This is a genomic window from Methylopila musalis (assembly GCF_042679725.1).
GTDB classification, from domain to species: domain Bacteria; phylum Pseudomonadota; class Alphaproteobacteria; order Rhizobiales; family Methylopilaceae; genus Methylopila; species Methylopila musalis.
Window position 1 is genome coordinate 1 of record NZ_JBHTMX010000088.1, and the last position, 11,762, is coordinate 11,762.

9 protein-coding genes and 1 tRNA gene are annotated in these 11,762 nt (G+C 69.2%); 5 read left to right on the forward strand and 5 right to left on the reverse strand.

Annotation, left to right across the window (positions count from 1 at the left end; all coding sequences use genetic code 11):
• Positions 1–244: GcrA family cell cycle regulator (locus ACFQ4O_RS10610; RefSeq protein WP_378775665.1), on the reverse strand; the 244-nt coding region annotated here is incomplete at its 3' end.
• Between the two features lie 395 nt (positions 245–639).
• Here ACFQ4O_RS10610 and ACFQ4O_RS10615 point away from each other — a divergent pair.
• Both ACFQ4O_RS10615 and argF read left to right on the forward strand, forming a co-directional pair.
• Positions 640–1,857, forward strand: coding sequence for an aspartate aminotransferase family protein (locus ACFQ4O_RS10615; RefSeq protein WP_378775666.1), 1,218 nt, complete (start codon positions 640–642; stop codon positions 1,855–1,857).
• On the forward strand, positions 1,854–2,789 hold the full coding sequence (gene argF, locus ACFQ4O_RS10620; protein ID WP_378775667.1) for an ornithine carbamoyltransferase: 936 nt from the start codon (positions 1,854–1,856) through the stop codon (positions 2,787–2,789). Before ACFQ4O_RS10615 ends, argF begins: the two co-directional genes overlap by 4 nt.
• 21 nt (positions 2,790–2,810) lie before the next feature.
• Here the strand turns inward: argF and ACFQ4O_RS10625 are convergent, their stop codons facing one another.
• A complete protein-coding gene (locus tag ACFQ4O_RS10625) occupies positions 2,811–3,221 on the reverse strand; it encodes a hypothetical protein (protein WP_378775668.1) in 411 nt (136 codons plus the stop codon).
• Positions 3,222–3,414: 193 nt separating this feature from the next.
• Here ACFQ4O_RS10625 and ACFQ4O_RS10630 point away from each other — a divergent pair, with 193 nt between their 5' ends.
• The 3 genes from ACFQ4O_RS10630 to ACFQ4O_RS10640 all read left to right on the forward strand — a co-directional run bounded on the left by ACFQ4O_RS10630 (position 3,415) and on the right by ACFQ4O_RS10640 (position 7,130).
• Positions 3,415–4,419, forward strand: coding sequence for an Hsp33 family molecular chaperone (locus ACFQ4O_RS10630; RefSeq protein ID WP_378775669.1), 1,005 nt, complete (start codon positions 3,415–3,417; stop codon positions 4,417–4,419).
• Positions 4,420–4,531: 112 nt separating this feature from the next.
• Positions 4,532–4,608: transfer RNA gene (locus tag ACFQ4O_RS10635), tRNA-His, on the forward strand.
• Between the two features lie 440 nt (positions 4,609–5,048).
• Positions 5,049–7,130: a calcium-binding protein gene (locus tag ACFQ4O_RS10640; RefSeq protein WP_378775670.1), complete on the forward strand. Its 2,082-nt coding sequence runs from the start codon at positions 5,049–5,051 to the stop codon at positions 7,128–7,130.
• Between the two features lie 167 nt (positions 7,131–7,297).
• Here ACFQ4O_RS10640 and ilvD read toward each other — a convergent pair whose 3' ends face one another.
• From ilvD to leuC, 3 genes are all read right to left on the reverse strand, one after another.
• The gene (gene ilvD, locus ACFQ4O_RS10645) at positions 7,298–9,145 is read right to left on the reverse strand and encodes a dihydroxy-acid dehydratase (RefSeq protein WP_378775671.1); all 1,848 of its coding nucleotides are present in this window, start codon (positions 9,143–9,145) and stop codon (positions 7,298–7,300) included.
• A 146-nt stretch (positions 9,146–9,291) separates the two neighbouring features.
• Complete coding sequence (locus ACFQ4O_RS10650; RefSeq protein WP_378775672.1) at positions 9,292–9,750, reverse strand: GNAT family N-acetyltransferase; 459 nt, start codon at positions 9,748–9,750, stop codon at positions 9,292–9,294.
• A 33-nt stretch (positions 9,751–9,783) separates the two neighbouring features.
• Positions 9,784–11,196 carry a 3-isopropylmalate dehydratase large subunit gene (gene leuC, locus ACFQ4O_RS10655; protein ID WP_378775673.1) on the reverse strand — a complete coding sequence of 471 codons (1,413 nt, stop codon included), beginning with the start codon at positions 11,194–11,196 and terminating at the stop codon, positions 9,784–9,786.
• Positions 11,197–11,762 lie beyond the last annotated feature (566 nt).

The following is an 11,762-nucleotide window of genomic DNA, read 5'->3' on the forward strand; positions in this document are numbered from 1 at the left end:
CGGCGGCGACGCCGGCGGGGGCCGCGGCGACACGGGCGGCGGGGGCCGCGACCGAGGGCTTGCGCAGGCGGGGAGCGGAGCTCGGAGCGGCCACCTTGGCCCGGCCGGAAAGGCCCAGACGGTGCACCTTTCCGATCACGGCGTTGCGGGTGACGCCGCCGAGCTCAGCGGCGATCTGGCTGGCGCTCAGCCCCTCGGCCCAGAGCTTTTTGAGCAACTCCACCCGCTCGTCGGTCCACTGCATTGGACTCTCCATTCGCGTTTCGGCGGAATCCGCTTCGCACCGCCAGCGCGTGACTTAAGATCACGCACAGGCGTCGCCGCCGTTTCTACGCCAAGGATGTTTCGCTGCGCGCTACTCGCGCTTAACGGAAGCTAAACTAAGGCGCCCGGCGACTCAGCGGCAAGAGTCCAGAATGCAACACCGGGGTTTTCCCCACCTACCTTGCGTCGCGGCCGGTCTGAAGAGCGCCCAAGCACGGACAGGCCGTGATTGACAAGGGGGCGAGCGCACATATTATCCGCGCGGAACGGAAGGGCCGCTCGGCTGGGCGGCTCTTTTTGTTTTTCCCGCGCACGGTTCGCCCGCGCGGTCCGCTCGATCGAAGCTCCACGTCCGTCTGGTCAGGGAGGGGGCCGATGTCCTCCGCCACGTCTCCGCTGCTTCCCGTGTTCGCCCGCGCCGACCTCGCCTTCGAGCGCGGCGAGGGCTGCTGGCTGACGGCGACGGACGGGCGACGCTATCTCGATTTCGCCGCCGGCGTCGCGGTGAATTCGCTCGGCCACGCCCATCCCCATCTGGTGAAGGCGCTGACCGAGCAGGCCGAGAAGCTGTGGCACGTCTCCAACCTCTACCGCATCCCCGAGGGCGAGCGTCTCGCCCAGCGGCTGGTCGAGGCGAGCTTCGCGGACGTGGTGTTCTTCTGCAATTCGGGCGCGGAGGCGCTCGAAGCCTCCATCAAGCTCGCGCGCAAGCATTTCCACGCCAACGGCCAGCCCGAGCGCTACCGGCTGATCACCTTCGAGGGCGCCTTCCACGGCCGCACCCTGGCGACCATCGCCGCCGGCGGGCAGGCCAAGTATCTGGAGGGCTTCGGCCCGAAGGTGGAGGGCTTCGATCAGGTCCCCTTCGGCGATCTGGAGGCGGTGAAGGCCGCCATCGGCCCGGAGACCGCCGGCGTGCTGGTGGAGCCGGCCCAGGGCGAAGGCGGCGTGCGCCCGCTGTCGCCCGCGACGCTGCGGGCCCTGCGCGACATCTGCGACGCGCACGGCCTGCTGCTGGTGTTCGACGAGGTCCAGTGCGGCGTCGGCCGCACCGGAACGCTGTTCGCCTATGAGCATGCGGGCGTGACGCCGGACGTGATGGCGCTCGCCAAGGGGCTCGGCGGCGGCTTCCCCATCGGCGCCTGCCTCGCCACCCGCGCCGCCGCCGACGGCATGACCGCCGGCGTCCACGGCTCCACCTTCGGCGGCAACCCGCTCGCCATGGCGGTGGGCAACGCCGTGCTCGACGTGGTGACGGAGCCGGGCTTCCTCGACCACGTGCGGCGCATGAGCCTGCTGATCCGCCAGCGGCTCGCGGAGATCATCGACGCCCATCCGCGCCTCGTGACCGAGGTGCGCGGCGAAGGGCTGCTGCTCGGCCTGCGCTGCGCGGTTCCGAACACCGAGGTCGCCGGGGCGCTGCGCGCCGAAGGGCTGCTCACCGTGGGCGCCGGCGACAACGTGGTGCGGCTGCTGCCGCCGCTGGTGGTGACGGAGGCGGACGTCGCCGCCGCCATGGACATGATCGACCGCGGGCTCACCCGCCTGGAGCGGGACATGGGCCTCTCGGCCGCGCGGGGAGCCGCAGAATGAGCATCGTCACGCCACGCCACTTCCTCGACCTGCGGGACTTCTCCCGCGCCGAGCTTCGCGCCATGCTGAACGCCGGCCGGGACATGAAGGCGCGCCGCCGCACCCCCGCCGCCGAGGGCGACAAGCCGCTCGCCGGCAAGGTCATCGCCATGGTGTTCGAGCAGCCGTCGCTGCGCACCCGCATGTCGTTCGACGTGGGCATCCGCGATCTCGGCGGCGAAAGCATCATGGTGTCGGGCAAGGAGATCGAGCTCGGCGAGCGCGAGGCCATCGCCGACACCGCCCGGGTGCTCTCCCGCTTCGTGGACGCGATCATGATCCGCATGCTCGACCACGAGCAGCTGATGGAGCTGGCGCTGCACGCCACCGTGCCCGTGATCAACGGCCTGACCAAGCGCTCGCACCCCTGTCAGGTCATGGCCGACCTGCTGACCTTCGAGGAGCGCAAGGGCGACATCTCCGGCCGCACGATCGCCTGGACCGGCGACTTCAACAACGTGCTCGCCTCGTGGATGCACGCCGCCGCCCGCTTCGACTTCCGCCTCAACGTGGCGACGCCCGCCGAACTCGGCCCCAACGCCGACATTCTCGACTGGGCGAAAAGCGAGGGCGCGGACATCCGCGTCGGCGACGATCCGGAGGAGGCGGTGGCGGGCGCCGACGCCGTCATCACCGACAGCTGGGTCTCCATGGGCGACAGCGACTGGGAGCGGCGCCACAACCTGCTGAAGCCCTATCAGGTGAACGCCGCGCTGATGAAGCGCGCCGCGCCGGACGCTATCTTCCTGCACTGCCTGCCCGCCCATCGCGGCGAGGAGGTGACGGACGAGATCATCGACGGGCCGCAGTCCGCCGTGTTCGACGAGGCGGAGAACCGGCTGCACGCCCAGAAGGGCGTGCTCGCCTGGTGTTTCGGCGCGGTCGGCGCCTGAGGGCTTAAGGACGACGCGCGTTCAGAGCGCGGCCGTCCTCCGGTTCTCGTGCAGCGTGACCATGGCGATCGACATCACGCTCACCGACAGCAGGCCGGCGATCGCGCCGAGGATGATCGGCATCCGGGCGTCGAGGAACGAGTAGAGGTCGTGGCCGGCGAGGCCGCCCGCGATCGTCGAGATCACGCCGTAGATCACCAGCGTGCCGACCATGGTGGATTCGCCCGCGTGGTCCCCGAGCAGCCGCGACATCAGCTTGAAGCGGATCACGCTCGCCGCCAGCACCGCGAGGCCGCCCGAGATCAGCGCCACGCCGCGGCCGCCGAGCCCCAGCCCCTCGAAGATCGCCGCGGCGCAGACGCCGATCACGAGGCCGACGACGATCATCAGCAGGATGCTGAGCGTGGGGGTGGGTTTGTCGAGTGCGGGCATGGCCATGTTCCTTGAGGGCGCAATGTTCTTTGGCGGCTGAAACGCCGTCTCCCCCAGCAGGTAGCGCCCGTCCGCCCCGCTTCAACGCGCGGAGGGTCGGGGGGCGCCGATCACATCTCCGCCACGCCCCCCTCGCCCGCCGCATCGCGGGGGCTTCCGCTTTTCCGCGGCCGCCACTAAGTAAGCAGCCATCATGACCAGCCCCCTCTCCCCCACAGGTCTCCGCGACGACGGCGACGACCGCGTCCTGCCGTTCCAGATCGAGGCGCTCGACGTGCGTGGCCGCATCGTGCGGCTCGGGCCGTCGATCGACGCCGTGCTGGAGCGCCACGCCTATCCGCCGGCGGTGTCCAAGCTCGTGGGCGAGGCCGCGGCGCTCACCGTGCTGCTCGGCTCCGCGCTCAAGATCGAGGGCCGGTTCCAGCTCCAGACCCGCTCCGACGGGCCCGTCGGCATGCTGGTGGTGGACTTCGAGGCGCCCGACCGGCTGCGCGCCTGCGCCCGCTTCGACGCCGACCGGCTCGACGGCGCGGCCACCGCCGGCGCCCTGCTCGGAAAGGGCCATCTGGCGCTGACTGTGGACCAGGGCCCGGAGATGTCGCGCTATCAGGGCGTGGTGGCGCTGGACGGCGGCTCGCTCGAGGACGCCGCGCACACCTACTTCCAGCAGTCGGAGCAGATCCCGACCAAGATCCGCCTCGCCGTGGCCGAGAGCTTCGAGGCCGGCGCCCGCCATTCGTGGCGCGCGGGCGGCATCCTGGCGCAGTTCCTGCCCGAGGCGCCCGAGCGCATGCGCGTGGCCGACCTCCATCCCGGCGACGCGCCGGAGGGCGCGCAGGTGCACGCGACCGAGGAGGACGACGCCTGGGTCGAGGCCCAGACGCTGGTCGCGACGGTCGAGGACCACGAGCTGATCGACCCGACGCTCGCGCCCGAGCGTCTGCTGATCCGCCTGTTCAACGAGCGCGAGATCCGCGTGTTCGACAGCCTCGGCGTGCGCGAGGCCTGCCGCTGCTCCCGCGACCGGGTGCGCGGCATGCTGAAGAGCTTCTCGGGCGAGGAGCGCCGGGACATGCGCACGGAGGACGGCGGCGTGATCGTGACCTGCGACTTCTGCTCGACGGCCTATCCGTTCGCCTCCGCCGAGGTCGACGCCATCGACGCGGAAGCCGACGCCGAGACCGCGACGCCGGCCTGATCCGGGCCGCGAAAAAGACGTCGCCTGCGACGTCATTCCCCTGTCGAAAAACCCGTCGCGACGCTTGCCTGCCGCGGCGGTTTCTTCTAATTTCCGCCGCGAAACGACCCGTGCCGCCATAGCTCAGTTGGTTAGAGCGCTTGATTGTGGATCAAGAGGTCCCTGGTTCGAGCCCAGGTGGTGGTACCAATCGTTTATCTTCGCATGATCGGAATCTTTCGTCTGGCTTGACGTCGGCGAAGACGCGATCGGCCCCTGAAAACCGCTGTCGCGCCCGCCGGACCGTCCCCCGCCTTATGGCGTGTCGGGAAGCCTGTCCGGACATCGCCGCAGCGCGCGTTTCAAACCCTTGTCATGCTCGGCGAAGCTGGAGTCTCACGACGTTTCGTCGAGCATGATCTGCGGCGTTCGCGTCGCGGATGCCGACGATCCCGCTTAGGCCTGACAATGCGACGAAACGTTCAGACGGGCTCCCAGGCCGCGATCCGTCCGTGAGCGCGCCGCGCTTGAGAGCGCAAAACGGGCCGATTTCCTCCGTGTTCCCTCTGTCCGAGGGTGCCCCTCGCAGCGCATCCGTTTTTCACGGATATTGAATCGCGAAAGCGCGCCGGTCGGCATTGGGGAACAACGTGGCCAATCTGTTTGGAACAAGTGAGCCGGACACCATAAACGGCACAGAATTCAATGATCTTATAACAGGTTACGGCGACTCCCGAGTCGATAACGACGAGGACCATGACACTCTCTTTGGCCATGGCGGCGATGATCAGATTGAAGCCGGAAAAGGAAACGACAAACTTTACGGCGGCGACGGCGACGACTGGCTGGAGGGCGGAAGCGGCGACGACTGGCTGGAGGGCGGCGCCGGTAAAGACTGGCTCCTGGGCGGGGCCGGAAACGACACCTATGTGATCGATGATATCAACGATGTCATCCGTGAAGGTCTCCTCGAGGGCGTCGACCACGTCCTGACCTCGATCAGCTTCAGCACCGGCACGCAGTACATCGAGAACGTGACGCTGACGGGCTCCGCCGCCATCGACGTCACCGGCAACGCGCTCGACAATGTCCTCACCGGCAACTCCGCCGCCAACCGCATCGACGGCGCGCGAGGCGCCGACAGAATGATCGGCGGCGCCGGCGACGACACATACGTGGTGGACAATGTCGGCGACATCGTCATCGAAGCCGAGAACGAGGGCCTCGACACCGTGCTGTCCGGCGTCAGCTTCGACCTCCGCGGCAAGCACATCGAGAATCTCACTCTTCTCGGCAAGAACTCAACGGCCACCGGAAACTCTTTCGACAACATCCTTACCGGCAGCGGGTACGGAGACATCATCGACGGCGGAGAAGGCGCCGACACGATGATCGGCCGCAGTGGAGATGACACCTACATTGTGGATGACGTCGGCGACGTGGTGATCGAAGCCGAGAACGAGGGCTTGAACGACAGGGTGATCAGCTCGATCGACTTCGATCTCCAGAACCTTCATCATGTGGAGAACGTCACTCTCACCGGAAGCGCCCTGAACGCCACCGGAAACGCCCTCGCCAACATCCTTATCGGCACCGCCGCCGCCAACACGCTCGACGGCGGCGATGGAAACGACCGCCTCGACGGCCGCAAGGGCGCGGACACGATGATCGGGGGCCTCGGCGACGACACCTACATTGTCGATAACGTCGACGACACCGTCATCGAGACCAAAAATCAGGGGATCGACACCGTGCTGGCGTCGAAAAGTTTCGTCGCCGGCGTCCAGCACATCGAAAAGGTGACGCTCACCGGCAGCGCCGACATCGACGCCACCGGAAACTCTCTCGCCAACATCCTCACCGGCAACGACGGCGCGAACCGCCTCGATGGCGGCAAGGGCGCGGACACGCTGATCGGAGGCCGCGGCGACGACACCTATGTCATCGATAATGTCGGCGACACCATCTACGAGGCCAAAAATCAGGGCACCGACACGGTGCTGGCTTCGGTCAGCTTTTTCTCGGACTCGCGGCACCTGGAAATCATAACGCTGACCGGGAACGACGCCATCGACGCCACCGGCAACTCTCTCGCCAACACCATCACCGGCAACGCCGCCGCGAACCGCATCGACGGCGGCATAGGCGCGGACACGATGATCGGCCGCGCGGGGAGCGACACCTATGTGGTGGACGACATCGGCGACATCGTCATCGAAGCCAACGTCGCCGGCGTCGATACGGTGCTGTCCTCGGTGAGCTTCGACACCGGCCTGCAGTTCATCGAAAACGTGACGCTCACCGGCGACGCCGACATCGACGCCACCGGCAACGCCCTCTCCAACACCCTGATCGGCAACGCCGGCGCGAACCTTCTCGATGGCGGGCGCGACTTCGACGTGCTGACCGGCGGCGCCGGCGCGGACACGTTCCGGTTCTCGACCAAGCTCAGCTACACCAACTTCGACGTCATCACCGACTTCACCGTCGGCGAAGACAGGATCGCGCTCGACAACACCCGGTTCCATGGCCTGATCGAAGGGACGCTCGCCGCGGACGCCTTCGTCATCGGCTCGAAAGCCGCCGACGCCGATGATCGCATCATTTACAACAGCCAAAGCGGCGCGCTGCTGTTCGACCGGGACGGCTCCGGCTCCGCTTACAAGGCGATTGCGTTCGCGAGCGTGTCGTCCGGGCTGTCGCTCGGCGCCGCGGACTTCCTGGTCATCTGACGGTTTCGCCCCGCCCTTCCGGCGCGCCGGGAGGGCGGGGCGACATCCGAAGGATCGGGACCGGCCATTAGTCCGGGCCGCTCGGGCGACGGTCGCCTCTCGCGTCTCCGTTACGGCGCGCCGGCCCGGCTGCGGGGTCCCACCACCCGCCAGCCCGCCTCAGCCCCTCAGCGGGGCTGGTCCACGTCGCGGACGGCGCCGCGGGCGGCGCTCGTGGTGAAGGCGGCGTAGGCTTTCAGCGCGCGGGAGACGTTGCGCTTGCGGGCCTTGGGCTTCCACGCCTCGGGCCCGCGAGCGATCTGGGCCTGCTTGCGCTCGGCGATCACCTCGGGGGCGACCGCGAGCCGGATGGAGCGGTTCGGGATGTCGATCTCGATCCGGTCGCCGTCCTCCACCAGCGCGATCAGGCCGCCCTCGGCCGCCTCGGGCGAGACGTGGCCGATGGACAGGCCCGAGGAGCCGCCGGAGAACCGGCCGTCGGTGACCAGCGCGCAGGCCTTTCCGAGCCCCTTCGACTTCAGGTAGCTGGTCGGATAGAGCATCTCCTGCATGCCGGGGCCGCCGCGCGGGCCCTCGTAGCGGATGACGACCACCTCGCCCGCCTTGACCTTGCCGGTGAGGATGCCGCTGACCGCGTCGTCCTGGCTCTCGAACACCTTGGCGGGACCGGCGAAGACGAGGATCGAGTCGTCCACGCCCGCCGTCTTCACGATGCAGCCGTCCTCGGCCAGATCGCCGGTCAGCACCGCGAGGCCGCCGTCCTGGCTGAAGGCGTGTTTGGCGCTGCGGATGACACCGTTCTCGCGGTCGACGTCGAGCTCCTTCCAGCGCTGGTCCTGGCTGAAGGCCACCTGGGTCGGCACGCCGCCCGGCGCGGCGCGGTAGAAGGTGCGCACGCTCTCGCTGGTGGTCTCGGCGATGTCCCAGCGGGCCAGCGCCTCGCCCAGCGTCGCGCTGTGCACGGTCGGCAGGTCGCGGTGCAGCAGGCCGGCGCGGGACAGCTCGCCCAGAATGCCCATGACGCCGCCGGCGCGGTGGACGTCCTCCATGTGCACGTCGTTCTTGGCGGGCGCGACCTTGCACAGCACCGGCACCTGGCGGGACAGGCGGTCGATGTCGGCCATGGTGAAGGGCGCCTCCGCCTCCCAGGCCGCGGCCAGCAGGTGCAGCACGGTGTTGGTGGAGCCGCCCATGGCGATGTCCAGCATCATGGCGTTCTCGAACGCCTCGAAGCTCGCGATCGAGCGCGGCAGCACGCTGGCGTCGTCGCCCTCGTACCAGCGGCGGGCGATGTCGACGATCAGGTGGCCGGCCTCCACGAACAGGCGCTCGCGGTCGGCGTGGGTGGCGAGCGTGGAGCCGTTGCCCGGCAGCGACAGGCCGAGCGCCTCGGTCAGGCAGTTCATGGAGTTGGCCGTGAACATGCCCGAGCAGGAGCCGCAGGTGGGGCAGGCCGAGCGCTCGATGACCTTGACGTCCTCGTCGGGCACCCGGTCGTCGGCGGCGGCGACCATGGCGTCCACCAGATCGAGCGCCACCTCCTTGCCGTTCAGCGTCACCTTGCCGGCCTCCATCGGGCCGCCGGAGACGAACACGGTCGGGATGTTGAGGCGCAGGCTCGCCATCAGCATGCCGGGGGTGATCTTGTCGCAGTTGGAGATGCACACCAGCGCGTCGGCGCAATGGGCGTTGACCATGTACTCCACGGCGTCGGCGATGAGCTCGCGCGAGGGCAGGCTGTAGAGCATGCCGTCATGGCCCATGGCGATGCCGTCATCCACCGCGATGGTGTTGAACTCCTTGGCGACGCCGCCCGCCTTCTCGATCTCCCGCGCCACCAGCTGGCCGAGATCCTTCAGGTGCACGTGGCCGGGCACAAACTGGGTGAAGGAGTTGGCGACGGCGATGATCGGCTTGCCGAAGTCGCTGTCCTTCATGCCGGTGGCGCGCCAGAGCCCGCGGGCTCCGGCCATGTTGCGGCCGTGCGTCGTGGTGCGGGAGCGATAGGCGGGCATGGGCTCTTCCTCGAATGCGCGTGACCCAAAGCACGCCGGGGGCGGACGTTCGAGCCGTCCGCAGCCTCCGCGGCCTTGAGCGCGCGTGTGCTCTATCTGTCACGGGCGCTTGCGCCCGCGCAACGCGACCGATGTCGGGGCCGGCTCTACCAGTCCACGCTGCGGTCGATGCGGACCACGAAGTTGCGCCAGGGCGCCGGCTCCGCGATCCGCTCGTAAAGCGCGATGGCGGGGCTCCCCTCCGGAACCATCCAACGCAGATGCACCCAGTCCCGCGCCTCGCCGATGGCCGCGATGTGGGCCACCAGCCGGCTCGCCACCCCGTGGCTCCGCGCGGCGGGGCGCACGTAGAGGTCGTCGAGCTGGCCCGCCCGCCGGGCGCTGATCGCCTCCGGCAGGTCGTAATAGAGGCCGAAGCCCACCAGCTCGCCGTCGAGCTCGGCGCCGGCGATCTCCACCACCCTATCCGCCAGAAGCCGGCGGACGTAAGGCTCGTCGATCGCCGCCGCCGGCCCGTGCATCAGCGCCGCCGAATATTCGGCGACGAGCGGCGTCAGACGGACCGCGTCGGCGGCGTCCAGCCGGGGCAGGATGCGCAGGCTCACCGCGCCGTCTCCTCAAAATCAAGCGCGGCGCGGTCAGCGCCAGTCGCGCACGTCCACGAAGCGGCCTGCGACGGCGGCGGCCGCCGCCATGGCCGGCGACACCAGATGGGTGCGGCCCTTGAAGCCCTGCCGGCCCTCGAAGTTGCGGTTCGAGGTGGAGGCGCAGCGCTCCTCGGGAGCGAGCTTGTCCGGGTTCATGGCGAGGCACATGGAGCAGCCCGGCTCGCGCCAGTCGAAGCCCGCGGCCTTGAACACCTTGTCCAGCCCCTCGGCCTCGGCCTGCTCCTTCACGAGGCCGGAGCCCGGCACCACCATGGCGTTGACGTTGGCGTTGACGGTCTTGCCCTCGATCACCTTGGCCGCGGCGCGCAGGTCCTCGATCCGGCCGTTGGTGCAGGAGCCGATGAACACCCGGTCGAGCGCGATGTCGGTGATCCGGGTGCCGGCGGCGAGGCCCATATAGGCCAGCGCGCGCTGGAGCGCGGCGCGCTTGATCTCGTCGGCGACCTCCGCCGGGTCCGGCACCCGGCCGGTGACCGACACCACGTCCTGCGGGCTGGTGCCCCAGGAGACGATCGGAGGCAGGTTGGCGCCGTCGAGACGCACCTCCCGGTCGAAATAGGCGCCCTCGTCGGTGACGAGCGTGTCCCAGTAGCGGCGCGCCGCGTCCCAGGCCGCGCCCGTCGGCGCGCGCTTGCGGCCCTCCACATAGGCGAAGGTCTTCTCGTCGGGCGCGATCAGGCCGGCGCGGGCGCCGCCTTCGATCGACATGTTGCAGACCGTCATGCGGCCTTCCATGGACAGCGCGCGGATGGCCTCGCCCGCGTATTCCATGACATAGCCGGTGCCGCCCGCGGTGCCGATCTCGCCGATGATGGCGAGGATCACGTCCTTGGCGGTCACGCCGTCCGGCAGATCGCCGTCGACCGTGATCCGCATGTTCTTGGCCTTGGTCTGGATCAGCGTCTGGGTGGCGAGCACGTGCTCCACCTCCGAGGTGCCAATGCCGTGGGCCAGCGCGCCGAAGGCGCCGTGGGTCGAGGTGTGGCTGTCGCCGCAGACGATGGTCATGCCCGGCAGGGTGAAGCCCTGCTCGGGGCCGACCACGTGCACGATGCCCTGCCGCACGTCGAACTCGTCGTAATACTCGATGCCGAACTCGCGCGTGTTCTCGGCCAGCGCTGCGATCTGCGCCGCCGACTCCGGATCGGGGTTCGGCAGGGCGCGGTTCGAGGTCGGCACGTTGTGGTCGACGACGGCGAGCGTCTTCTCGGGCGCGCGGACCTTGCGGCCGGCGACGCGCAGCCCCTCGAACGCCTGCGGGCTCGTCACCTCGTGCACGAGGTGGCGGTCGATGTAGAGCAGCACGGAGCCGTCCGGCTGGCGGTCGACCACGTGGTCGTCGAAGATCTTGTCGTACAGGGTGCGCGGTGCGGCGGCGGCCATGATCGCCTCGGTCAATCAGCGGAAAACGGAACGGCGGTTTTGCGTCGCGGCGGGCGCGGCGCGGTCGGGATCAGCCGCGCGGAAGTCGCGTGCTGATGGCCGACAGGCGCGCGTGGAACCGCGACGGCAGACGCACGTGATCGGCGAGCCCCGCGAAGGCCTCGCTCGTCCGCGCTACGATCCGTCGTCCATGCCTGCTCATGAGGCGACATATGGTCCAATTTGGAACCAGTTGCAATTGCGCCGCTCGCAGGGGAGCCCTGAACCGATCGTCGCGGTCGCGCCGCTCCGCGCGGCGCGCGGGGTGGGGCCCCAAGTCTGTCGGTTTCGCCGCTGCGGCGTTAAGAGAACGGCGGCCCGGCCGCGTGGCGGGGCGCGAGAAGGGACACCGCCCACCATGACCGCCTCTCCGCACGGCTCCGTCGCCGACGCCACGCCCCGCAACTGGGTGGACGAGCGCGCGCCGGCGGCGTGGCGCCCCTATCTGAGGCTCGCCCGCGCCGACCGGCCGATCGGCTCGTGGCTGCTGTTCTGGCCCTGCGCGTGGTCGGCGGCGCTCGCCGGCG

What these genes read in the sequence shown, in the direction of transcription:
- argF (WP_378775667.1), top strand. Translation starts at nt 1,854, where the DNA reads ATGAGCATCGTCACGCCACGCCACTTCCTCGACCTGCGGGACTTCTCC.
- ACFQ4O_RS10615 (WP_378775666.1), top strand. Translation starts at nt 640, where the DNA reads ATGTCCTCCGCCACGTCTCCGCTGCTTCCCGTGTTCGCCCGCGCCGAC.
- leuC (WP_378775673.1), bottom strand. Translation starts at nt 11,196, where the DNA reads ATGGCCGCCGCCGCACCGCGCACCCTGTACGACAAGATCTTCGACGAC.
- ACFQ4O_RS10625 (WP_378775668.1), bottom strand. Translation starts at nt 3,221, where the DNA reads ATGCCCGCACTCGACAAACCCACCCCCACGCTCAGCATCCTGCTGATG.
- ilvD (WP_378775671.1), bottom strand. Translation starts at nt 9,145, where the DNA reads ATGCCCGCCTATCGCTCCCGCACCACGACGCACGGCCGCAACATGGCC.
- ACFQ4O_RS10630 (WP_378775669.1), top strand. Translation starts at nt 3,415, where the DNA reads ATGACCAGCCCCCTCTCCCCCACAGGTCTCCGCGACGACGGCGACGAC.